The organism is Burkholderia sp. KL41 (assembly GCF_057005415.2).
In genome coordinates this window covers 2,728,450-2,751,887 of sequence record NZ_CM174446.1, presented here as the reverse complement: position 1 = coordinate 2,751,887, position 23,438 = coordinate 2,728,450, and the positions used below count along the sequence as shown (strand labels likewise).

General features: G+C 68.3%; 23 protein-coding genes. 12 read left to right on the top strand and 11 right to left on the bottom strand.

What is annotated here, in order from left to right:
- The first annotated feature begins 8 nt into the window (after nt 1–8).
- From PQB87_RS12915 to PQB87_RS12875, 9 genes are all read left to right on the top strand, one after another.
- Nucleotides 9–2,852: a DUF4118 domain-containing protein gene (locus PQB87_RS12915; RefSeq protein WP_153488614.1), complete on the top strand. Its 2,844-nt coding sequence runs from the start codon at nt 9–11 to the stop codon at nt 2,850–2,852.
- The gene (kdpE, locus tag PQB87_RS12910; protein ID WP_027786844.1) at nt 2,845–3,543 is read left to right on the top strand and encodes a two-component system response regulator KdpE; all 699 of its coding nucleotides are present in this window, start codon (nt 2,845–2,847) and stop codon (nt 3,541–3,543) included. The genes PQB87_RS12915 and kdpE overlap by 8 nt, the downstream gene beginning before the upstream one ends.
- Before the next feature lie 158 nt (nt 3,544–3,701).
- The gene (locus PQB87_RS12905; protein WP_301861181.1) at nt 3,702–3,986 is read left to right on the top strand and encodes a putative hemolysin; all 285 of its coding nucleotides are present in this window, start codon (nt 3,702–3,704) and stop codon (nt 3,984–3,986) included.
- Between the two features lie 137 nt (nt 3,987–4,123).
- A complete protein-coding gene (gene sugE, locus PQB87_RS12900) occupies nt 4,124–4,444 on the top strand; it encodes a quaternary ammonium compound efflux SMR transporter SugE (RefSeq protein WP_021161112.1) in 321 nt (106 codons plus the stop codon).
- A gap of 211 nt (nt 4,445–4,655) precedes the next feature.
- Nucleotides 4,656–5,273, top strand: coding sequence for a DUF4126 domain-containing protein (locus tag PQB87_RS12895; protein ID WP_021161113.1), 618 nt, complete (start codon nt 4,656–4,658; stop codon nt 5,271–5,273).
- Between the two features lie 50 nt (nt 5,274–5,323).
- Nucleotides 5,324–7,885, top strand: a complete 2,562-nt coding sequence (locus tag PQB87_RS12890) for an ABC transporter permease (protein WP_059688515.1) — start codon at nt 5,324–5,326, stop codon at nt 7,883–7,885.
- A gap of 43 nt (nt 7,886–7,928) precedes the next feature.
- A complete protein-coding gene (locus PQB87_RS12885; protein ID WP_006398765.1) occupies nt 7,929–8,339 on the top strand; it encodes a group II truncated hemoglobin in 411 nt (136 codons plus the stop codon).
- Between the two features lie 104 nt (nt 8,340–8,443).
- Nucleotides 8,444–9,175, top strand: coding sequence for an alanyl-tRNA editing protein (locus tag PQB87_RS12880; RefSeq protein WP_489242009.1), 732 nt, complete (start codon nt 8,444–8,446; stop codon nt 9,173–9,175).
- A complete protein-coding gene (locus tag PQB87_RS12875) occupies nt 9,172–9,789 on the top strand; it encodes a DUF924 family protein (protein ID WP_059688489.1) in 618 nt (205 codons plus the stop codon). Before PQB87_RS12880 ends, PQB87_RS12875 begins: the two co-directional genes overlap by 4 nt.
- 185 nt (nt 9,790–9,974) lie before the next feature.
- On the opposite strand, the gene PQB87_RS12870 is transcribed toward PQB87_RS12875, so the two are convergent.
- The 11 genes from PQB87_RS12870 to PQB87_RS12820 all read right to left on the bottom strand — a co-directional run bounded on the left by PQB87_RS12870 (nt 9,975) and on the right by PQB87_RS12820 (nt 19,508).
- Nucleotides 9,975–11,867 (bottom strand): ArnT family glycosyltransferase, encoded by a 1,893-nt coding sequence (locus tag PQB87_RS12870; protein WP_233345368.1) that lies wholly within the window; start codon nt 11,865–11,867, stop codon nt 9,975–9,977.
- 229 nt (nt 11,868–12,096) lie between these two features.
- Nucleotides 12,097–12,858, bottom strand: coding sequence for an SDR family oxidoreductase (locus PQB87_RS12865; RefSeq protein ID WP_027786852.1), 762 nt, complete (start codon nt 12,856–12,858; stop codon nt 12,097–12,099).
- 22 nt (nt 12,859–12,880) lie between these two features.
- Nucleotides 12,881–13,462 (bottom strand): LOG family protein, encoded by a 582-nt coding sequence (locus PQB87_RS12860; protein ID WP_059688491.1) that lies wholly within the window; start codon nt 13,460–13,462, stop codon nt 12,881–12,883.
- The gene (locus tag PQB87_RS12855; RefSeq protein ID WP_021161119.1) at nt 13,459–14,217 is read right to left on the bottom strand and encodes a TetR/AcrR family transcriptional regulator; all 759 of its coding nucleotides are present in this window, start codon (nt 14,215–14,217) and stop codon (nt 13,459–13,461) included. The genes PQB87_RS12860 and PQB87_RS12855 overlap by 4 nt, the downstream gene beginning before the upstream one ends.
- A 206-nt stretch (nt 14,218–14,423) precedes the next feature.
- Nucleotides 14,424–14,960 (bottom strand): diacylglycerol kinase, encoded by a 537-nt coding sequence (locus PQB87_RS12850; protein ID WP_111942582.1) that lies wholly within the window; start codon nt 14,958–14,960, stop codon nt 14,424–14,426.
- Nucleotides 14,957–15,991, bottom strand: coding sequence for a glycosyltransferase family 4 protein (locus PQB87_RS12845; protein WP_027786855.1), 1,035 nt, complete (start codon nt 15,989–15,991; stop codon nt 14,957–14,959). Before PQB87_RS12845 ends, PQB87_RS12850 begins: the two co-directional genes overlap by 4 nt.
- Before the next feature lie 29 nt (nt 15,992–16,020).
- Nucleotides 16,021–16,959, bottom strand: a complete 939-nt coding sequence (locus PQB87_RS12840; RefSeq protein ID WP_060063557.1) for a UDP-2,3-diacylglucosamine diphosphatase — start codon at nt 16,957–16,959, stop codon at nt 16,021–16,023.
- 250 nt (nt 16,960–17,209) lie between these two features.
- Complete coding sequence (locus tag PQB87_RS12835) at nt 17,210–17,716, bottom strand: RDD family protein (RefSeq protein ID WP_059688493.1); 507 nt, start codon at nt 17,714–17,716, stop codon at nt 17,210–17,212.
- Between the two features lie 6 nt (nt 17,717–17,722).
- Entirely contained in the window at nt 17,723–18,481 is a 759-nt protein-coding gene (locus tag PQB87_RS12830; RefSeq protein ID WP_060063561.1) for a DUF3106 domain-containing protein, read from the bottom strand.
- A gap of 26 nt (nt 18,482–18,507) precedes the next feature.
- Nucleotides 18,508–18,948, bottom strand: a complete 441-nt coding sequence (locus PQB87_RS12825; protein ID WP_059492618.1) for a DUF3619 family protein — start codon at nt 18,946–18,948, stop codon at nt 18,508–18,510.
- The gene (locus tag PQB87_RS12820) at nt 18,945–19,508 is read right to left on the bottom strand and encodes an RNA polymerase sigma factor (protein ID WP_021162797.1); all 564 of its coding nucleotides are present in this window, start codon (nt 19,506–19,508) and stop codon (nt 18,945–18,947) included. Before PQB87_RS12820 ends, PQB87_RS12825 begins: the two co-directional genes overlap by 4 nt.
- Before the next feature lie 355 nt (nt 19,509–19,863).
- Between PQB87_RS12820 and PQB87_RS12815 the strand changes: the two genes are divergently transcribed.
- The 3 genes from PQB87_RS12815 to ilvC all read left to right on the top strand — a co-directional run bounded on the left by PQB87_RS12815 (nt 19,864) and on the right by ilvC (nt 23,351).
- Nucleotides 19,864–21,627 carry an acetolactate synthase 3 catalytic subunit gene (locus tag PQB87_RS12815; protein WP_043188873.1) on the top strand — a complete coding sequence of 588 codons (1,764 nt, stop codon included), beginning with the start codon at nt 19,864–19,866 and terminating at the stop codon, nt 21,625–21,627.
- Between the two features lie 111 nt (nt 21,628–21,738).
- Nucleotides 21,739–22,230: an acetolactate synthase small subunit gene (ilvN, locus tag PQB87_RS12810; RefSeq protein ID WP_011352712.1), complete on the top strand. Its 492-nt coding sequence runs from the start codon at nt 21,739–21,741 to the stop codon at nt 22,228–22,230.
- Between the two features lie 104 nt (nt 22,231–22,334).
- Complete coding sequence (gene ilvC / locus PQB87_RS12805) at nt 22,335–23,351, top strand: ketol-acid reductoisomerase (protein WP_021162800.1); 1,017 nt, start codon at nt 22,335–22,337, stop codon at nt 23,349–23,351.
- The last annotated feature ends 87 nt before the right edge of the window (nt 23,352–23,438 follow it).

Below are 23,438 nucleotides of genomic sequence, written 5' to 3'. Positions count from 1 at the left end.
TCTGACGCATGAATCGTCCCGATCCAGACCAACTCCTCGACAAGCTGCAACGTGACGAAGAAAAGCAGCGGCGCGGCCAGCTCAAGATCTTCTTCGGCGCATCGGCCGGTGTCGGCAAGACCTACGCGATGCTGCAGGCCGCGCGCCAGCGCCTGCAGGAAGGCGTCGACGTCGTCGTCGGCATCGTCGAGACCCACGGGCGCAGCGAAACCGCCGCACTGCTCGACGGTCTCGACGTGCTGCCGCTCGCGCGTATCGACTATCGCGGCCGCACGCTCGCCGAATTCGATCTCGACGGCGCACTCGCGCGCCAGCCGCAACTGATCCTCGTCGACGAACTCGCGCATTCGAACGTGCAGGGCGCACGGCACCTGAAGCGCTGGCAGGACGTGTACGAACTGCTCGACGCGGGCATCGACGTCTATACGACCGTCAACGTCCAGCACCTCGAAAGCCTGAACGACGTGGTCGGCGCGATCACCGGCATCCGCGTGTGGGAGACGGTGCCCGACCGTGTATTCGACGCGGCCGACGAAGTCACGCTCGTCGACCTGCCGGCCGAGGAACTGCTCGAGCGGATGCGCGACGGCAAGGTCTATCTCGCGCAGCAGGCCGAGCGCGCGGTGCGCAACTTCTTCCGCAAGGGCAACCTGATCGCGCTGCGCGAACTGGCGTTGCGGCGCACGGCCGATCGCGTCGACGCGCAGATGCGCGAATACCGCGCCGACCGCTCGATCCAGCGCATCTGGCAGGCGCGTGAACGGCTGCTCGTATGCGTCGGGCCGGGCCCCGAGGCGCCGACGCTCGTGCGCGCGGCCGCGCGGCTCGCCGCGAGCCTGAAGGCCGACTGGATCGCCGTTTATGTGGAGACGCCGCGACTGCAGCGGCTGCCCGACGCGCGGCGGCAGCGCACGCTCGATGCGCTGAAGCTCGCCGCCGAACTCGGCGCGGAGACGGCCACGCTCGCCGGTGCCGACGCGGTCGCCGCGCTGATCGGCTATGCGAAGGTGCGCAACGTGTCGAAGATCGTCGCGGGCGGCTCGCCGAAGGTCGGGCTCGTGCGCCGCTTCGCGCGGCCGTTCGGCGAGCAGCTCGCCGAACGCGCGGGCGACGTCGACCTGATGCTGATCCGTGCGTCCGCGAGCGACGAGGCGCGCGCCGCGCCGCTCGACGCGCGTGCGCGCGACTGGCGCGATGCCTTCGCGCAGTTCGGCACGCATCGCTCGCCGCCGCGGCACTACGCGTATGCGGCCGCGATCTGCGCGGCGATCACGGTCGTCGCGAGCCTCGTGTCCGAGCGGCTCGACCTCACGAACCTCGTGATGCTGTACCTGCTCGGCGTCGTGTTCTCGGCCGTGCGCCTCGGGCGCGGCCCGGGCGTGCTGCAGTCGTTCCTGTCGGTGGCCGCGTTCGATTACTTCTTCGTGCCGCCGCGCATGTCGTTCTCGGTCAGCGACACGCAATACCTGCTGACCTTCTTCGGGATGCTGCTGACGTCGCTCGTGATCAGCCACCTGACGTCGACGCTGACGCGCCAGGCGAGCGTCGCGCAGCGCCGCGAGCGCCGCACCGGCGCGATCTACGCGATGGCGCGCGAGCTGGGCGCGGCGCTGACGACCGAGCAGATCGTCGAGATCGGCAGTCGGCACGTGGGCGAGGTGTTCCGCGCGCGCGTCGCGTTCCTGCTGCCCGACAGCGCGGACAAGGTGCGGCAGAAGATCGAGGAGCCCGACGCGGCCGTCACGCTGACGGGCGCCGACCTCGACAGCGACGTCGGCCAGTGGGTGTACGACCAGCAGAAGCCGGCCGGTCGCGGCACGGATACCTTGCCCGCGACGGTCGCGCTGTACCTGCCGCTGAAGGCGCCGATGCGCACGCGCGGCGTGCTCGCGGTCGCGTCACGCGAACCGCGCGAACTCGAGGTGCCCGAGCAGCAGCGGATGCTCGACGCATTCGCCGCGCAGATCGCACTCGCGCTCGAACGCGTGCACTACGTCGAGATCGCGCGCGACGCGCTCGTCAACATGGAATCCGAGCGGCTGCGCAACTCGCTGCTGTCGGCGATCTCGCACGACCTGCGCACGCCGCTCACGACGATCGTCGGGTTCTCGTCGATGCTCGCGAACGGACGCGCGGCCGCACAGGGCGGCGACGCCGCGGCAGCCGAGCGCTTTGCGCAGCGCGAGGGCGAACTCGTCGATGCGATTCACGACGAGGCGCTGCGGATGACGGGCATCGTCACGAACCTGCTCGACATGGCGCGGCTGCAGGCCGGCAGCCTGCAGCTCAAGCGCCAGTGGTCGCTGCTCGAGGAAACCGTCGGCGCGGCGCTCGCCGCATGCAAGCGCGTGCTGTCGCGCCATCCCGCGCGCGTCGTGCTGCCGGCCGACCTGCCGCTCCTGCAGATGGACGCGGTGCTGATGGAACGCCTGTTCACCAACCTGTTCGAGAACGCGGCGAAGTACACGCCGCCCGATACGCCGCTCGAGATCGGCGCCGAGCGCGTGACCGAAGACGGGCTGCCGTTCGTGCGCGTGCATGTCGACGATCACGGCCCGGGCCTGCCGGCCGGCATGGAAACGCGGATCTTCGACAAGTTCACGCGCGGCGAGAAGGAATCGGCGACGCCGGGCATCGGGCTCGGCCTCGCGATCTGCCGCGCGATCGTCGAGGCGCACGGCGGTAAAATCGGCGCGCTCAACCGCACCGCACCCGACGGCCACGTGACGGGCGCGCGCTTCTGGTTCACGCTGCCGGTCGAGACGCCGCCGGCCGCGCCTGCCGTATCCGACGACGAACCCGATGTGCCGGGTGCGTCGTCCCCATCCGAGTCATTGCCAGACCATGAGTGAACCCAGCCTGACCGTCGTCCTGATCGAGGACGAAAAGCAGATCCGCCGTTTCGTGCGCGCCGCGCTCGAGGAGGAGGACATCGCGGTGTTCGAGGCCGAGACGGGCAAGCAGGGGCTGATCGACGCGGCGACGCGCAAGCCCGATCTCGTGATCGTCGACCTCGGCCTGCCCGATACCGACGGCCTCGACGTGATCCGCGAGCTGCGCGGCTGGTCCGAGGTGCCGGTGATCGTGCTGTCCGCGCGCACGCAGGAAGAAGAGAAGGTCGCGGCGCTCGATGCGGGCGCCGACGATTACCTGACCAAGCCGTTCGGCGTGTCCGAGCTGCGCGCGCGGATCCGCGCGCAACTGCGCCGGCGCAACCAGGGCGGCGCGAACGAGTCGCCGAAGGTGAGCTTCGGCACCGTGACGGTCGATCTCGCGCTGCGCCAGGTGTGGCGCGACGGGGAGATCGTGCACCTGACGCCGCTCGAGTACCGGTTGCTCGCCACGCTCGTGCGCCACGCGGGGCGCGTGCTCACGCACCGGCAGCTGCTGCGCGACGTGTGGGGGCCGTCGCACGTCGAAAGCCACCACTACCTGCGCATCTACATGGCGCACCTGCGCCAGAAGCTCGAGCGCGACCCGGCGCAGCCCGAGTACATCGTGACCGAGACGGGCGTCGGATACCGGCTCGTCGGCGCCGCATGACGGGCCCGGCCGGGCCGCGGCGGCGCACGTGCGCGTGACGTCGCGCGCCGGCAGGGTTGCGTCGGCGCGACAGTCCCGCGGCCGGCGCGCGCGTTGCACACCCGGCGCTCATTCCCCGTTATCCTGACCGCTCCGCGAACGAAAACGAGGAGCGTGCAATGTCCGTCCGTCTGGTCGTCATCTGTGCGCTGGCGCTTGCCGCGTCTGGCGCGTTCGCCCAACCGCTGCCGCCCGGGCAGCAACCGTCGTCGTCCCAGCAGGCGATGGCCAATCCCGCATCGGTCAATTGCGCCAAGCTCGGCGGCCACCACACGGTACGCAACCTGTCGAGCGGGCAGGTCGGCATGTGCGTGTTCAAGGACGGCCGCGTGTGCGAGGAGTGGGCGCTGTACCGCGACGACCGCTGCGTCGGCGGCGCCACGCCGACGCGCGTCTCGAACTGACCGGGTCCGGCCGGTCGCGCCCCCGGTCGGCCGCCGGCGTATCCGTAAGCATCTTGTTATACTCGGCGCCGCCCGGGGACGACCCCGGGACATTCGCTTCAACGGGGACGGCCCCATCCGATACGGAGTACGTCGGGATGGCGTGGGTATGGTTGTTGATTGCCGGTTTGCTGGAAGTGGCCTGGGCGGCCGGCCTGAAATCGTCGGACGGCTTCACGAAGCTCGGTCCGTCGGTGTTTACGATCGTGACGGCGCTGGCCAGCTTCGGGCTGCTCGCGGTCGCGATGCGCCAGTTGCCGCTCGGCACCGCATACGCGGTGTGGACGGGCATCGGCGCGGTCGGCGCGTTCGTGTTCGGCATCGTGATGATGGGCGAGGCGCTGACCGTCGCGCGCGTCGCGAGTGCCGCGCTGATCGTCGCGGGGCTGATCGGCCTCAAGCTGTCGTCGGCGGCCTGACGACCGCATCCGGGTGCGTCCGCGCCCGGGTGCCGCGCGGCGGAATTGCGCCGGCCGCCCGTCCGGCCTGTCTATAATGGAACGCATTCGGGCCTGAATACCGTCGTGCTGCTCGTGGCACGCGGTGCCGGTCGCCACGCGCCGCGCGGCCGGTCTGTCCGACCCGATCCGATCAATCGGCAAAGCGCACGGAAAGTGCAAGGAGAGGGCCATGATCGAAGCGATTTCGCTCGGCGCGGGGCTCGCGTGGGCGAGCGGCCTGCGCCTGTACCTGACGGTGCTGATCGCCGGCCTGCTGGCGCGGTTCGGCTGGCTGCACCTGCCCGACACGCTGGCCGTCCTGATGTCGCCGTGGGTCATCGGTGCCGCGGCCGTGCTCACCGTCACCGAATTCCTTGCCGACAAGATCCCCGCGTTCGACTCGCTGTGGGATGCCGTGCACACCTTCATCCGCATTCCCGCCGGCGCCGTGCTCGCGGCCGGCGCGCTTGGCCATGCCGATCCGACCGTGCTCGCGGTCGCGGGGCTCGCCGGCGGTTCGCTCGCCGGTGCCGCGCACGTGGCGAAGGCCGGCACACGCGCGCTGATCAACCTGTCTCCCGAACCGATTTCGAACTGGGTCGCATCGTCGACCGAGGACGGCCTCGTGGTCGGCGGGCTCGTGCTCGCGTTCTTCGTTCCGCTCGCCTTCCTGGTGCTGCTCGCCGCCTTCATCGCTGCTTCCGCGTGGGCGCTCCCGCGCCTGTGGCGGGGGGTCTCGGGCGGCTTTCGCGGCATGGCGAACCACATGGTGTCGCGGCTGAACTCGATCGGGGGGAAGCGCGATTGAAGGGGCGGCAACACGCGGCGCAGCCGCCCGCCGGGCAACCCGGCCATGAGATGCGTGCGCATGCCGGCCGCTTCGGCCTGCGCGACCTGATCCGCCAGGCCGCCCGCATGACCGCGCGCGACTGGCGCGCGGGTGAGCTGACGCTGCTCGTCCTTGCACTGGTACTCGCGGTCGCGGCGCTGACGAGCGTCGGTTTCCTCGCCGACCGGCTGCGCCAGGGGCTCGAGCGCGATGCGCGCCAGATGCTCGGCGCCGATTTCGTCGTGCGGGCCGATCGCCCCGTCGATCCGTCGTTCGACCGGCAGGCCCGCGCGCTCGGCCTGCGTACCGCGACGACCGCGATCTTCCCGAGCATGATCGCGTCCGCCACGGGCGGGCAGGCGTCCGACGCGGCGCCGTCGCGCCTCGCGGCCGTGAAGGCCGTGTCGCCCGGATATCCGTTGCGCGGCGCGGTCGAGATCCTGCCGGCCGGTGCCTCCGCCTCGCAGAAGGCGGCCGGGATTCCCGCGCCGGGTACCGTATGGGCCGATCCGGCGCTGCTCGATGCGCTGCACCTGAAGGCGGGCGATACGGTGCGCGTCGGGTTGCGCACGTTCAAGGTCGCCGCATCGATCTCCCGCGAACTCGATCGCGGGTTTTCGTTCGTCAATTTTTCGCCGCGGCTGATGATGCGCGCGGACGAACTCGCCGCGACGGGGCTCACGGGCTACGGCAGCCGGGTCACGTACCGGCTGCTGGTCGCCGGCGACCAGCAGGCCGTCGCGCGCTTCGAAGCGTATGCGCACGCACGCGTCGACGGCGGGAAGCTGCGCGGTGCCGGTCTCGAGTCGCTGCAGGAAGGCCAGCCGCAGGTGCGGCAGACGCTGGATCGCGCGCGCCACTTCCTGACGCTCGTCGCGCTGCTCACCGCGCTGCTCGCGGCGGTCGCGATCGCGATGGCCGCGCAGCGCTACATGCGGCGCCACCTTGACGGCTGCGCGACGATGCGCTGCCTCGGCGTGAGCCGCCGCACGCTCGGCGCGTTGTTCGCGCTCGAATTCGCCGGCATCGGCATCGTATCCGGCGCCGCAGGCGCGGTGCTTGGCTACGGCGGTCACTGGGCGTTGCTGGCCGCGCTCGGCGGACTGATCGACGTGGTGCTGCCGCCGCCCACGCCGTGGCCGGCGCTGATCGGCGTGGGCGCCGCGCTCGTGCTGCTGCTCGGCTTCGCGCTGCCGCCGCTCGTGCCGCTCACGCGCGTGCCGCCGGTGCGCGTGCTGCGGCGCGAGTGGGGCGACGCGTCGCGCACCGCGTGGGCCGCGTATGCGATCGGCGTCGTGCTGTTCGCGGGGCTGCTGATCGTGGCCGCCGGCAACCTGAAGCTCGGGCTGATCGTCGCGGGCGGTTTCGCCGGCGCGCTGGTCGGTTTTGCGCTGATCGCGCGGCTCGTGCTGTTCGCCGCCGCGCGGGCGGTGCGCAACGCGCGTGTGGCCGCGGGCGTCGGCTGGCGTTACGCGCTCGCGTCGCTGCACCGGCGCGGCACGGCCAGCGCGCTGCAGATCACCGCGCTGGCGCTCGGCCTGATGTGCCTGCTATTGATCGCGATCACGCGCAACGACCTCGTTGCGGGCTGGCGGCAGTCGACGCCGCCCGATGCGCCGAACCAGTTCCTGATCGACATCCAGCCCGACCAGCGTGCCGACGTCGCGGCGTATCTGACCGCGCACGGCGTGCGCGACGCGGTGCCCGCGCCGATGGTGCGCGGCCGTCTCGTCGCGATCAACGGCAAGCCGGTGAATCCGGATGCCTACCCGTCCGACGAGGCCCGCCGGCTCGTCGACCGCGAGTTCAACCTGTCTTATACGACCGAGCTGCCGTCCGACAACCGGATCGTCGAAGGCGACTGGTTCGGCACCGCGGCCACGCCGCAGATCTCGATCGAGGCCGGCCTCGCGAAGACGCTGAACGTGAAGCCGGGCGACGTGCTGCGCTTCGACGTGACGGGGCTGACGGTCGACGCGCCGATCACGAGCGTGCGCAAGCTCGACTGGGGCTCGTTCCGCGTCAATTTCTTCGTGCTGATGCCGCCGCCGGTGCTGAAGGATTTCCCGGCCGTGTACCTGACGAGCTTCCATCTGCCGGCCTCGGACGCCGCGCTGCTCGATCCGCTGATCGCGCGCTACCCGAACCTGACCGCGATCGACGTCGCGCCGATCCTCGCGCAGTTGCAGCGGATGATGCTGCAGGTGGTCGGTGCGGTGCAGTTCCTGTTCGCGTTCACGCTCGCGGCCGGTGTGCTCGTGCTCTACACGGCGCTGGCCGGCACGCGCGACGAGCGGGTGCGCGAGGCTGCGCTGCTGCGCGCGCTGGGCGCATCGCGGGCGCAGGTCAATGCGGTGCAGCGCGCGGAATTCATCGTGGTCGGCGCGCTGGCCGGCGCGCTGGCTTCGGCGGGCGCGATCGCGGTCGGCTGGGTGCTCGCGTCGCGCGTGTTCGACTTCCAGCTCGCCGTCGATCCGTGGCTCGTGCCGGCCGGTATCGCGGCCGGCGTCGCGTGTGCCGGTGCGGCCGGCTGGCTGAGCCTGCATAATGTGCTGCGGCGCCCCGCGCTGCAGTCGCTGCGCGACGCATGAGCGTCGCCGGCGGCCCCGAAGATCCCGTTTTCCGACTATCCGTATGACCGATGTGAATGACGATGCGCCGTCGCAGCCGACGGCGTTCGAACTCGTGGGCGGTGAAGCCCGCGTGCGCGAAATGGTGGACCGCTTTTACGACCTGATGGACCTGGAGCCCGAGTTCGCGCAGATTCGCGCGCTGCACCCGGCGTCGCTCGACGGTTCGCGCGACAAGCTGTTCTGGTTCCTGTGCGGGTGGCTCGGCGGCCCCGACCACTACATCAGCCGGTTTGGCCATCCGCGGCTGCGCGCGCGGCACCTGCCGTTCCCGATCGCGTCGGTCGAGCGCGATCAGTGGCTGCGCTGCATGGCGTGGGCGATGGAGGATGTCGGATTGCCCGAACCGCTGCGCGAGCGGCTCATGCATTCGTTCTACGATACGGCCGACTGGATGCGCAACCGGCCCGGTTGACCGACCGGTACGCCGCTGCACGCGCGCGGGCGATTTGCGTCTGGGCGCGCGCACCGCGTGGCGCGACACTGGCCGCTTCTCCCAATCGATACGAGGTTTGCCCGATGACGACACAAGCGCTGTTTCGCGAAGACGCGTACCTCACGCAATGCGACGCGGTCGTTCTGGCCGTCGGTGAAGACGGCATCCGGCTCGACCGCACCGTGTTCTATCCGCTCGGCGGCGGCCAGGCCGGTGACACCGGCACGCTGACGCTGCCCGACGGCAGCACGATCGCGATCGCCGATACGCGCAAGGCGAAGTTCGACGGCGCGACCCCCGACGATGCCGTGCACGTGCCCGCACCGGGGCAGGAGGCGCGTGTCGCGGCGCTCGTGCCCGGCACGCGCGTCGCCGCGGAGATCGACTGGCTGCGCCGCTACCGCCACATGCGCCTGCATACGGCCGCGCACCTGATGTGCGCGGTGCTGCCGTACGCGGTCGACGGCTGCAGCGTGACGGCCGACTATGTCCGCCTCTATTTCGCGACGTCCGACCCGATCGACCGCGACGATGTCGAGCGGCGCCTCGCCGGCCTGGTGGTCGGCGCGCACCCGGTCACGACCGAGTGGATCACCGACGACGAGATGGCCGGGCGGCCGGACCTCGTGCGCACGATGAGCGTGAAGCCGCCGATGGGCCTCGGCCGGGTGCGGCTGCTGCGCATCGAGCATGTCGACCTGCAGCCGTGCGGGGGCACGCATGTGCGCAACACGGCCGAAATCGGCGAGCTGCGAATCGCGAAACTGGAAAAGAAGAGCGCGCGCACCCGGCGCCTCGTCCTGGAGTTTGCATGACGATCGACACCACCCACGCAGGCGCGACGGCGCTTGATCCACATGCGCGGGAGATCCTGGATTTCTGGTTCGGCGAGCCGGGCTCGGCCGAATTCGGGCAGGCGCGCAAGGTCTGGTTCAACGGCGGGGCGGCGTTCGACGACGTGCTGCGCACACGCTATGGCGCCTTGCTCGACGCTGCGTGCGACGGCGGATGCGATCACTGGGCCGGCTCGCCGCCGGGTGCACTTGCGTTGATCGTCGTGCTCGACCAGTTCTCGCGCAACATCCATCGCGGTACGCCGCGCGCGTTTGCCGCCGACCCGAAGGCGCTCGCGCTTGCACGCCGCGTGGTCGCGGCCGGCTGGGACGCGCAGTTGCCGAGCGGACATCACCGCGCGTTTGCGTATCTGCCGTTCGAGCACGACGAGTCGGTCGAGAGCCAGCGCGAGGCCGTGCGCCTGTGCGCGGGCATTCGCGACGAGGCAGGGTGCGAAAGCTATCACCGCTTCGCGTTGCTGCATGCGGCGGTCGTCGAGCGCTTCGGCCGCTTTCCGCACCGGAACGCGATTCTCGGACGCGAGTCGAGCGACGAGGAGACGGCATTTCTTCGTGAGCCCGGTTCGTCGTTCTGAAGATCCGCGCAATCGCGCGATAAGGGGAGGGGGCAGCCCCGCGGCGTCGCGCGGCCACCGTGTCAGCCGGGCGCGCCGGTCGGCGGCGCGCGTTTCCCGGCGGCTGTTCGCGTGTCAGGCGGCGGTGTTCGCCGTTCCACGCATGGCACGAGGGGACGCACGACGGTGCGCCGTGCCGTCATCCGTCACTGCAGGTGCTGCTCGGGCGTGCGCACGTACACGCGCAGCAGTTCGTCGTTGTCGCCCGGGCGCGCGCCCGACCAGAACAATTTCCATTCGCTGCCCGGCGCCGGATCGACGGCCCGCACACCCTGGACGATCATCCAGGTGCAGCGCGTCGTTTTCGCGTCGTCGATCGGCGTGTGCTGGATGCCGGAGAAGTAGTACAGCATCGGCGCTTCCGATTCGCCGAGCCCGTGCAGGCTCGCCATGCAGTCGCCGTCGTTCCATTCGAGCGCGAGATGCGCGTTCAGGTCGTCGAACACCGAGCGGTAGCTCTTCGCGACGTCGAGCCACGGCAGGAGCAGCGTGTAGATGAGCCCCCATGCGACGAGCGCGCCGGCGCCCCACGACAGTGCGCCGCGCCAGAGGCCCGTCGCGCGCAGTTTCGGCAGCAGCGTGAGCCAGCCGACCGTCAGCACGAGCGCGCCGGTCACGAGCGCGGGTTCGATCGGCATCGTCCAGTCGAGCGGCAGCCAGCGGCCGAGCGGCGCCAGATCCGCGTGCGACGCGGCCGGATCGGCCATCACCGCCCAGATTGCCCAGGCGAGCGCCACGGCCGTGCCGAACAGGATGCGGCTCAGGTAATCCCACGCGAGATGCAGCCGGCGCGGCAGGCGTTCGATGGCCTGCGCGGCGACCAGCGCGAGCGGCCCGAAGAACGGCAGGATGTAGAGCTGGCGCGACGTCGCGGACACTTGCAGCACGGCGAGACCGATGCCGGTAAACAAGACGGGCAGTGCGACGCGCGGCGTCCGCCAGTCGCGCCACACGCCGCGCGCGAGCGCGACGATCGCGAGCGGCGCGACCGGGAAGCCGACGAGCAGGAACGCGCGGAGGATGAAGAACGGCTTGTCGTTTTCCGCGCCCAGTTCGGGGACGGAGAAGCCGAAGAAACGGCCGACGTTGTTATCCCAGAACCACGTCATGAACAGCGTCTCGGAGCGCATGAATAGCGCGGTCGGCCAGATGAGCGCGAACGGCGCGAACACGAGCGCGGCGATGCCGAGCGAGCGCGCGAACGAGCGGGTGCGGCAGGCCGGATAGAGCACCAGCGCGCCGACGAGCGAGGCCGCGAACACGAGCGGCACGAACAGCCCCTTCGCCATCAGCGCAATGCCGACGCCCGCGCCGAAGATCGGTGCGGCCCAGCGGCCCGACGGTCGGACCGGCAGCCCGTGGCGCATCTGCTGCGCGCGCGCGACGTGCTGCATCACGAGTTCGAGCAGCCCGCTAAAGCCGATTGCCGTGCCGGCGAACAGCGCGACGTCGGTCATCATGTCGTGCACGTGCTTGATGACGACGAGCGTGCCCGCGCTCAACACGACGGGACCGATCACGCGCAGGTCGAACCAGGTGTCCGCGCGGCTGGCGACGCGCGCCGTGCGCGCGATGAAGCCGAACGCGAGCGCGGCGAACAGCGCGCTCGCGAGTCGCGCCGCGTCGTGCAGCGGCATCACGCGTTGCAGCAACCATGCGAGGCTGGTCGCGACCCACGCGTAAAGCGGCGGCTTTTCCATGAACGGCAGGCCGGCATTGGTCGGCACGACGAAGTCGCCGGTCTCGAGCATGTGCTGGATGATGCCGAACGTGTAGGTTTCGTCCTGTTTCCAGGGATCGTGACCGAGGACGCCCGGGAGCACATACGCGCAGATCAGTGCGGCGACGAACAGCCATGCGCGCCAGCCGAGCAGGAGCGAGCGCTCGTGCGTGGGGCTGGTTGCGACGGTCGAGGCGGCGTCGGGCGTGCCGGCGACGTCGAGCGTCGCAGTGAGGTCGGTGTCGGCGGTCGAGCGGGTGTGCTGAGCCGGGGCGGGCACAGACGTGCGTCGCCGGCTGGGCGCTGCGGTTCCGGGCATGGAAAAGATCTCGGGTCGAGTCGAGCCGGTCCGGCGACATGGGCAGGACCGATTAGGGCCACATCAAGGGGTAACGGACAGATGTTGATGAGGCCTGTCTGAATGCCCGCTAGTAGACCACGGAATTATTACGAGAGTTTACTCGTAGCGTCACGGAATTGTGGAGATTTGTGGTGTCGTGACGACTGATCGTCTCGGGCGGCGGTTTTTGCTGCGCCGCAGTACGACATTACCGGCCGCCGCCGACGTCGAGCAGGGCACCCGTCGTGTAGGACGCCGCGTCGCCAAGCAGCCAGACGATCGCTTCGGCGATCTCCTGCGCTTCGCCCGCGCGGCCGAGCGGCGTCGTTGCGCCGAGGCGGGCCGCACGGCCCGGCTGGCCGCCGCTCGCGTGAATTTCGGTCTCGATCAGGCCGGGGCGTACCGCGTTGACGCGCACGCCGTGCGGGCCGAGTTCCTTCGCAAGACCGATCGTCAGCGAATCGACCGCGCCCTTCGAGCCCGCGTAGTCGACGTATTCGTTCGGCGAGCCGAGCCGGGAGGCGATCGACGATACGTTGACGATCGCGCCGCCGCGACCGCCACGGTCGGTGGACAGCCGGCGCGCCGCTTCGCGCGCGCACAGGTACGCGCCGAGCACGTTGGTGTCGAACATCCGCCGCAGCCGGTCGGCCGGCATGTCGGCGAGCGGCATCGACGGCGCGACGATGCCCGCGTTGTTGACGAGCGCGTCGAAGCGACCGAATGCGGCCGTGACGGTGTCGAACATCGCGACGACGTCGGCTTCGTTCGCGACGTCGCCCGCGACGACGCATGCACGGCCGCCCGCGTCGCGGACGGCCTGCGCGGTGAGTTCGGCCGCCGCTGCGTCGCGTGCGTAGTTGATGCCGACGTCCCAGCCGCGCCCGGCCGCGAGCACGGCGGTCGCGCGGCCGATGCCACGGCTCGCGCCGGTGATGAGGACGGCCTTGCGGTCGGACGGTGCGGTCATCGCGTGCGGGTTCCGGTGACGGTTACTTGGCTGCGTCGGGCGCCCACTTGTCGCGGGTGGGCGGCTGGTAGCGACGGAGTCGCTCGATCAGTTCGACGGGATCGGATTCGACGCACAGCGCGTCGAAATAGGCCGGACGCATGAAGCCTTCGTCGACCGTATGGCGCAGCAGCGCGATCAACGGATCGTAGAACGAATCGATGTTGTAGACCGCGACGGGTTTGCGGTGATAGCCGAGCTGCGCCCACGTGTAGACCTCGAAGAGCTCTTCGAGCGTGCCGGCGCCGCCGGGCATCGCGACGAACGCGTCGGAGAGGTCGGCCATCATTTTCTTGCGGTGGTGCATGTCGGGCACGACGTGCAGTTCCGACAGCCCCGTATGGCCGACTTCCTTGTCGACGAGCAATTCGGGGATCACGCCGACCGCACGGCCGCCGGCCGCCATCACTTCGTCGGCGATCACGCCCATCAGGCCGACGCGGCCGCCGCCGTAGACGAGCGTGAGGCCCGCATCGACGAGCGCGCGGCCGAATGCGCGCGCGGCGTCGGCATAGATGGGCCGGACGCCGGACGACGAGCCGCAGTAAACACAGACTGCCTTCATTGCTTGGAATCCTTGGCAGGGGCCTGCCCGGTGACGACGGGGCTGTCTGCCGGGCGCGGCGAGCCGTCGCGCGGCGGCAGGTAGTCGGTGAACTGGCGCTTCGGCAGCTTGCCGGAGACCAGGTCGTCGAACAGCTGGCGTGAACGGCCGCGCAGGTACGGTGCCATCACGGAGATCACGTGCATGCTGACCTGGTGCAGTTCCTCGCGGATCGCGTCCTGGTCGTTGTACTTGCGCGGATGCATCACGTACTGATACGACAGCCAGTACGTCGAAATGACGGCCATGTTGGTGGCGATGACCTCGATCTCGGCGGGTGTCGCGACCATCTCGGCGTCGGACACGAGCAGCTCGCACATGTCGCGCGCGAAGCGCACCTTGTGGCTGATGATCTGCTTGAAGTGCGTCTCGAGCGTGCGATTGCGCGCGAGCAGGTCGTTGAGGTCGCGATACAGGAACCGGTAGGTCCACATGAAATCGGCCATGTACTGCAGGTACGACCAAGTTTCGTCGATCGTCGGACGGTGATCTTCGGGAAAGCGCAGCCGCCGTTCGATCTGCTGCTCGAACTGCGCGAAGATGCTGTTGATGATGTCGTCCTTGTTGCGGAAATGGTAGTACAGGTTGCCTGGACTGATTTCCATTTCCTCGGCGATCGTCGTGGTCGTGACGTTCGGCTCGCCGATCTCGTTGAAGAGTTTCAACGACAACTCGAGAATCCGTTCGCGGGTGCGGCGGGGAGGTTTCGCTTCCATGTCGTCCGGCCCTGTGTGTGCCGGACTGGCGGGCGCTGCAATCGATGCTGCGTGATTCGTCCGGCGCGGGTTGCTGTTCTATGTCTAGCGGACGATTATAAACCGGGGTTTCGCCACATCGGGCGCATTTCGTGTGCGCGGCCCCGCACGGCGCATGGTGCAGCGCCGCACGCGGGCGGTGCGCGGCGCGTGTGCCCGGCGCTCGTCTAGAAGCCCAGCCAGTGTGCGACGACCGGGCCGAGCACGAAGCCCCACGTCGTCACGCACGCGAACAGCGCGACCGTCACGGCCGCGCTGCCGAGGTCCTTCGCACGCTTGGAGAGTTCGTGGCGTTCGAGCGAGATGCGGTCGATCGCGGCCTCGACGCTCGAGTTCAGCAGCTCGACGATCAGCACGAGCAGCACCGACGCGATCAGCAGCGCGCGCGAGGCGGCCGGCACCGGCGCAAACGCGCCGATCGGGAGCATCAGCGCGGCGAGCGTGAGTTCCTGGCGAAACGCGCTCTCCTCGCGGATCGCGACGCGAAAGCCGTTCAGCGAATGCTTGAGCGCATACCAGGCGCGCGTGATGCCGCGGTGGCGCTTGTACGGGTTCGGCGGCAGCGGCGTCAGCCGATCGTCGGGGCCGAGCGGCTCGTGCGCATGCACGTCTGCATCGGCATGCGGCTCATCCTCGTCGAACGGACGGTGCCGTTGCGGCGTGGCGTCGGGGGGCGGGGACTTGTCGTTCAGGTCTCGTTTCAAACGGCGGCACCTTCTGCTGGCGAGTACGCGGTCTTCGGCAGCGGCTTCAGATGCGACGCGAACTGCTCGGACGCCGCGCGCCACGAAAAGCGTTCGGCCCATGCGCGCGCAGTCGCGCGTTCGATCTTCAGCGCTTCGAGGCAGGCTTCCTGCAGGTCCTCGTGCATCGCGCCGGCGTCGCCTTCGCCGAGCACGTCGATCGGGCCCGTCACGGGATACGCGGCAACCGGCGTGCCGCAGGCGAGCGCCTCGAGCAGCACGAGGCCGAACGTGTCGGTGCGACTCGGGAACACGAACACGTCGGCCGCAGCATACACCTTCGCGAGCTCGGCCTGTGACAGCACGCCGAGATAGTTTGCCTCCGGATAACGCGACTTCAGCTCCGCGAGCGCGGGACCTTCGCCCGCGACCCATTTCGAGCCGGGCAGGTCGAGGCGCAGGAACGCCTCGACGTTCTTCTCGATCGCGACGCGGCCGACATAGAGGAAGATCGGCCGCGCGGTATTGAGCACCTTCGATTCCATCGGCCGGAACACGTCGAGGTCGACGCCGCGGGTCCACAGCACGACGTTCGTGAAGCCGAATTTCTCGAGATCCTGCTTGACGACCGGCGTCGGCGCCATCACCGCGAGCGACGGGCCATGGAACCAGTGCAGGAAGCGGTAGGTCGCCGCGAGCGGGATGCCGAAGCGCGCCTGCACGTACTCCGGAAAGCGCGTGTGATACGCGGTCGTGTACGGCAGCTTGCGCGAACGTGCATAGCGCCGCGCGGCGAGGCCGAGCGGGCCTTCGGTCGCGATGTGCAGCGCGTCGGGGGCGAACGCGTCGATCCGCGCGCGCAGCTTGCGGTACGGCAGGATCGACAGGCGGATCTCGGGGTAGGTCGGGCAGGGCACCGTGCGGAATTCCAGCGGCGTCAGCAGTTCGACGCGGTGGCCGAGCGCGGTGAGCTCGCGCGACGTGCTCTTCAGCGTGCGCACGACGCCGTTGACCTGCGGTTCCCACGCGTCGGTGACGATCATGATCTTCATCGCGGCAATGTCCTGTAGGTGCGGTTGTGTCAGGCAGTGGCCTTGGCCTTGCGCGACGTGGTTTCCGACGGTGCGGTGCGCATCACCGTCCAGTAGACGATCTTCAGTTCGCCTTCCATCGTTTCGACGAGTGCGGACAGGCTCTCGACCCAGTCGCCGTCGTTGCAGTACAGCACGCCGTCGATGTCGCGGATCTCCGCCTTGTGGATGTGCCCGCACACGACGCCGTCGCAGCCGCGGCGGCGCGCCTCGTCGGTCATCACGGTCTCGAACTGCGAGATGAAGTTGACGGCGTTCTTGACCTGGTGCTTCAGGTACTGCGACAGCGACCAGTACTGGAAGCCGAGCCGGCTGCGGATCCGGTTGAACCAGCGGTTCAGCACGAGGATCAGCGTGTAGAGCGTGTCGCCGAGGTACGCGAGCCATTTCGCGTGCTGGATCACGCCGTCGAACAGGTCGCCGTGCACGATCCACAAACGTTTGCCTGCGAGCGTCGTGTGGAACGCCTCGCCGCGCACCTGGATGTCGCCGAACGCGAGGTCGCAGAACTGCCGCGCGCCTTCGTCGTGGTTGCCCGGGATGTAGACGACCTGCGTCCCCTTGCGTGCCTTGCGCAGGATCTTCTGCACGACGTCGTTGTGTGCCTGCGGCCAGTACCAGCCCTTTTTCAGTTGCCAGCCGTCGATGATGTCGCCGACGAGGTACAGGTACTCCGAATCGTTGTGGCGCAGGAAGTCGAGCAGGTACGGCGCCTGGCAGCCGCTCGAACCGAGGTGGATGTCGGACAGCCAGATGGTGCGGTAGCGATGCGCGGACGAGTCGGGGTCGTCATGCTGCGTGGCGTGACCGGCAGGCGGTTCTTGCGACACCAGCCCGTCGGTTGCGGCGGAACCGGACAGGAAGGCGGTGGCGGCGCGGGCGCCGAGAGGGTGACGGAACAGGGAGGTCGCAGACGTTTTCTGGCCCATGCATGACTCGCGCCGGTTGACATTACCGGCATTCCGCCATGCGGGCGTGACTGTGCCGTGACAGTCACGAGACGTTCTTATTACGACCGCTGCAAGGTGTTTAGCAGTGAATGTCGGGACGTTGTGTGACCTGCCGTACGGAACGTCCGGCGCTTGTCCGGCAAGGCTGTCGGGCCGGGCGGGGAGGTGCCTCGGCGACGTGCTTTCGTCTGGTGAATGCGGTGCGTCAGCGCTTCAACGCTTCAACGCGTCAACGCGGCATGGCGACGACGCGCGTGCGTGCGATCCGGTCGTGCGGAAACTGGCGGCCGGCATGCAGCCGGGCCGCGCCGGCCCACACGACGATCCACGCGGCGGTGAGCGCGAGCGTGACGGGTACCGACAGGCCGAGGAGCGGGTGCAGCGCGAGCGGCGGCAGGAACCACAGCCAGCCGAGCGCATAGCGGACGAGCGCGTGGCCCGCGCTCAGCGGCCGGCCGCTCGACGATTCGAGCCGCAGCCGCCACGTCTTCATCGGCAGCGTCTGGCCGCCGTGGGTCCAGAACCAGACGAAGTACGCGCCGACCACGAGCGCGATCCAGGCGGCGAGCAGGTTGTGATGGACGAGGCCGTTGCGCTGCTGCGTCGCGAGGCTGAACGCGAGCCCGGCGAAGAACACCACGCCGAACAGCAGCACGCCTTCGTAGAGCAGCGCGGCGAGACGCCGCCGCACGGACGGCGCGGCGGCCGGGGTTTCGGGGGCGCGGGCGTTCGCCACGGCCGCTCAGGAGCCCTTGAACAGCGAGGGGGCGTCGGCGGGCGACACCGGTGCCACGGCGGCCGGCGCGGATGCGGTGCCGGCCGTCGACGACGCGGGCACCGGCGGCGTGACCGCGGCCGAGACGGGCGCCGGCGCGGTGGCTGCGCCGCTTGCGGCGTGATCGTGCGAATTGACGAGGCGGCGGACGTCACGGTCGGCGACGGTCGGCGGTGCGCTGACGACGCTCGGCCGGCGGCGGCGCTCGGCGGCCGCGAGACGTTCCTTCTGCTCCTCGGGGAGTTGCTGGTACGCCTTCCAGGCCCGCTCGCGCGCCTGCGCGGACAGCTCCTTCGCACTCTGGTAGTTCTCGCGCGCGACGCGGCGCTGCTCGGGCGTCATCCGCGCCCATTCGGCCATCCGGTCCTGCAGGCGCTTTTGATCATCGGGCGTCAACTTCGCGAAACGCGATGCGATCTTCAGCCATTTTCGCTTGCGCGCGTCGCTGAAGCCGTCCCACTGGTCGGCGAACGGCGCGAGTGCCGCGTGTTGCGCCGGCGTGAGGCGCGCCCAGGACAGCGGGCCGGACGCGGCCGGCAGCGGCAGGGGCAGCGGGGGGAGTTCGGTGGTCAGCCCGGTCGCGGCCGACGCGGGCGCGGCAGGGCTGTTGGCCGCGGCGGTGGGCGTCGCGGGGGCCGGGTGGAATCGTGGGTACGTGGCGACGTAGGAAACGGCGATCGCGATTACGCATCCGAAAAATACGGCCAGGCCGCGCTTCTGACTCACCCGTGCGATCCCCTCGTTATTGTCTGTTAGTGCGCGCGCGACAGATACGCGTTGAACCCGTGATCGAGGTACGCGTTGAGCGGCAGGTCGTCGCTGAGCATCGCCGCGTCGATGTCGGCGAGTTCGGCGGTGCGCTGCATGTCTTCCCAGTAGGCGATGCCGACGAGCCCCGCGAGCAGCAGCGCCAGCGGCCACGCGCGCAGCAGGCGGCGCGCGAACGACGCGTACGGGCGGCCGGCCTGCGGGCGGCTCGCGGGCGCCGTGCCGTACGCACCGGCCGCGCCGGCGAAGGCCGGCACGAACACCGGCACGGTCGCGGCTTCGGGCTTCTTGCGCGCGAGCGCAGCCCGGCGGGCGGCGGCCAGTCGGTCGGTGGTCGCGGCAGGCAGGTCGGCCGCGCGCTCGTCCAGCGCGCGGCGCACCTTCAGCGCGAATTCGTGTTCTCGATTTGCGGGAGCGGAGCTCATAGCGTGATTCCTTTGGCCTTGAGCGCTTGCGCCAGGGTGTGGGTGGCTCGCGAGCAGTGCGTCTTGACGCTGCCCTCGGAGCACCCCATTGCGGCGGCAGTCTCGGCGACATCCATATCTTCCCAATAACGCATCAGGAACGCTTCCCGTTGACGCGCCGGAAGTTTCTGGATTTCTTCGTCGATCAGGGCCAGAACCTGCTCTCGTTCGAGGCGGTGCTCGCTGCTTTCGACGCCCGCGTTGTCGTCCGCGGATTCGAGGGTTTCGAGCGGGTCGAAATCGTCGTCGTCGGTGTTGTTCAGCGACGAGAAGAGCGTGACCCACGTGTTGCGGACCTTCTGCCGGCGGAACCAGTCGTGGATCGCGTTCTGCAGGATCCGCTGAAAAAGCAGCGGCAGCTCGGCGGCCGGCCGGTCGCCGTACTTCTCCGCAAGCTTGATCATTGCGTCCTGCACGATGTCGAGCGACGCATCGTCGTCACGCACGGCGTACGCGGCCTGCTTGAACGCGCGCCTTTCGACGCCCGCCAGAAAGTCGGCGAGTTCCTTGTCTGATGCCATTCCGTGAAGGTATGCGCTGCGGGCCGCTGCGTGGTGAAAAAGGTCGAAAAATTTCGTAAAACCCGCGGATGCTATCAAATTTTCGTGCCGCTTGGCACCGGGGCGGGCGCCGCACGTTGCGCGCGAGCCGCGGCGGCGGGGTGCCGGGCGGCGCCCATGATGCGCTGCGGGATATTTTGCTTGACGACCCATTCGCGACCCGCTATCGTCAACGATTCGCAACATGAAGTGATGGTCTCATTTGAGGCTGGCCCAAGAAGCCTGCCCTTCAAACTGGACGCGCCGCTTGAACCCGAGCCACAAGCCCGGCAGAGAGCACCCGATCAATTTTTTGCCGAAAATTCGAAAGGTCAAAATGAACATGCCCAGCGCGGAATTCTCCACGTCGGAACCCCTTTCCCCTCCCGATAGCGACTCCATCGGCGGTACCGTGCTCATGAAGGCACTGGCCGATGAAAACGTCGAATTCATCTGGGGCTACCCCGGCGGCTCGGTACTCTACATCTACGACGAGCTTTACAAGCAGGACAAGATTCAGCACGTGCTGGTGCGCCACGAACAGGCGGCCGTGCACGCAGCCGATGCGTATGCGCGTTCCACCGGCAATGTCGGCGTCTGCCTCGTGACGTCGGGCCCCGGTGTCACCAACGCGGTGACCGGCATCGCAACGGCGTACATGGATTCGATCCCGATGGTCGTGATCAGCGGCCAGGTGCCCACGGCAGCGATCGGCCAGGATGCGTTCCAGGAGTGCGACACCGTCGGCATCACGCGTCCGTGCGTGAAGCACAACTTCCTCGTGAAGGACGTGCGCGACCTCGCGGAAACCGTCAAGAAGGCGTTCTACATCGCCCGCACCGGCCGTCCGGGCCCCGTGCTGATCGACATCCCGAAGGACATCTCGAAGACGCCGTGCCAGTACGAGCCCGTCAAGAGCGTGTCGCTGCGTTCGTACAACCCGGTCACGAAGGGCCATTCGGGCCAGATCCGCAAGGCCGTGTCGCTGCTGCTGACGGCGAAGCGTCCGTACATCTACACGGGCGGCGGCATCATCCTCGCCGACGCATCGCGCGAACTGAACCAGTTCGCGGACCTGCTCGGCTACCCGGTCACGAACACGCTGATGGGCCTCGGCGGCTATCGCGCGTCGGACAAGAAATTCCTCGGCATGCTCGGCATGCACGGCACCTACGAAGCGAACATGGCGATGCAGCACTGCGACGTGCTGATCGCGATCGGTGCCCGCTTCGACGACCGCGTGATCGGCGATCCGGCGCACTTCGCGTCGCGTCCGCGCAAGATCATCCACATCGACATCGACCCGTCGTCGATCTCGAAGCGCGTGAAGGTCGACATCCCGATCGTCGGCGACGTGAAGGAGGTGCTGAAGGAGCTGATCGAGCAACTGCAGACGGCCGAGCATGGCCCCGACACCGAAGCCCTCGCGCAATGGTGGAAGGACATCGAGGGCTGGCGCTCGAAGGACTGCCTGAAGTACGACCGCGAAAGCGAGATCATCAAGCCGCAGTACGTGGTCGAGAAGGCGTGGGAGCTGACGGACGGCAATGCGTTCGTGTGCTCGGACGTCGGCCAGCACCAGATGTGGGCGGCGCAGTTCTACCGTTTCAACAAGCCGCGTCGCTGGATCAATTCCGGCGGCCTCGGCACGATGGGCTTCGGCCTGCCGGCAGCGATGGGCGTCAAGATGGCGCACCCGGACGACGACGTGCTGTGCATCACGGGCGAAGGCTCGATCCAGATGTGCATCCAGGAGCTGTCGACCTGCCTGCAGTACGACACGCCCGTGAAGATCATTTCGCTGAACAACCGCTATCTCGGCATGGTTCGCCAGTGGCAGCAGATCGAATACAGCAAGCGCTATTCGCATTCGTACATGGATGCGCTGCCTGACTTCGTGAAGCTCGCCGAAGCGTACGGCCATGTCGGCATGCGGATCGAAAAGACTTCGGATGTGGAGCCGGCGCTGAAGGAAGCGCTGCGCCTGAAGGACCGCACCGTGTTTCTCGACTTCCAGACCGATCCGACCGAAAACGTCTGGCCGATGGTACAGGCCGGCAAGGGCATCACCGAGATGCTGCTCGGATCGGAAGACCTGTAACGGCGCGACGCGCGCCTGGGCCGAAGCGGCCGCCTTCACGAAGGGCGGTGCGGCACGCGGCGGCGCGCGGCGCGAGTGAATCGACACGGACACATTCTGGAAGAAGCGAACATGAGACACATCATTTCCGTCCTGCTGGAGAACGAACCGGGCGCGCTGTCGCGCGTGGTCGGTCTGTTTTCCGCACGCGGCTACAACATCGAAACCTTGACGGTGGCGCCGACCGAAGACCAATCGCTGTCGCGGCTCACCATCGTTTCCATTGGCTCCGACGACGTGATCGAACAGATCACGAAGCATCTGAACCGCCTGATCGAGGTGGTGAAAGTGGTGGACCTGACCGACGGTGCACACATCGAACGCGAGCTGATGCTGATCAAGGTACGTGCAGTGGGCAAGGAGCGCGAAGAAATGAAGCGGATGGCGGACATTTTCCGCGGCCGCATCATCGACGTGACCGAAAAGACCTACACGATCGAATTGACGGGCGCGAGCGACAAGCTCGACGCATTCATCCAGGGGCTGGACGCGGGCGCGATCCTGGAGACCGTGCGCACCGGCAGCTCAGGCATCGGACGCGGCGAGCGCATCCTGAAGGTGTGATGCCGACATTGCCAAAGTGGCACGCCGGGTGCGCCGTCATGTCCCGGCCCGCAGTACTCCATCCGAACGAATTGTTGAATTTTTGAATTAGCGAAGGAACCATCATGAACGTTTTCTACGACAAAGACGCTGACCTCTCCCTCATCAAGGGCAAGCAAGTCACGATCATCGGCTACGGCTCGCAAGGCCATGCACACGCGCTGAACCTGAAGGACAGCGGTGTCAACGTGACGGTCGGCCTGCGCAAGGGCGGCGCGTCGTGGAGCAAGGCCGAGAACGCAGGCCTGTCGGTCAAGGAAGTCGCGGAAGCGGTGAAGGGCGCCGACGTCGTGATGATGCTGCTGCCGGACGAGCAGATCGCCGACGTGTACGCGAAGGAAGTGCACGAGAACATCAAGCAGGGCTCGGCGCTGGCATTCGCACACGGCTTCAACGTCCACTACGGCGCGGTGATCCCGCGCGCCGACCTCGACGTGATCATGATCGCGCCGAAGGCACCGGGCCACACCGTGCGCGGCACGTACTCGCAAGGTGGCGGCGTGCCGCACCTGATCGCGGTTGCGCAGAACAAGTCGGGCGCGGCACGCGACATCGCGCTGTCGTACGCTGCGGCGAACGGCGGCGGCCGTGCCGGCATCATCGAGACGAACTTCCGTGAAGAAACCGAAACCGACCTGTTCGGCGAACAGGCCGTGCTGTGCGGCGGTACCGTCGAGCTGATCAAGGCTGGTTTCGAAACGCTGGTCGAGGCAGGTTACGCGCCGGAAATGGCGTACTTCGAGTGCCTGCACGAACTGAAGCTGATCGTCGACCTGATCTACGAAGGCGGCATCGCGAACATGAACTACTCGATCTCGAACAACGCCGAGTACGGCGAGTACGTGACGGGCCCGCGCATCGTCACGGAAGAGACGAAGAAGGCGATGAAGCAGTGCCTGACCGACATCCAGACGGGCGAGTACGCGAAGAGCTTCATCCTCGAGAACAAGGCAGGCGCACCGACGCTGCAGTCGCGCCGTCGCCTGACGGCCGAGCACCAGATCGAGCAGGTCGGTGCGAAGCTGCGCGCGATGATGCCGTGGATCGCGAAGAACAAGCTCGTCGACCAGACGAAGAACTAAGCACCGCGTGCTGTTCCGGCCCCTCGAATAGAGGGCCGGTACCAAAAAGCCGCCCGAAGGCAGCAGTGCCCCGGGCGGCTTTTGTTA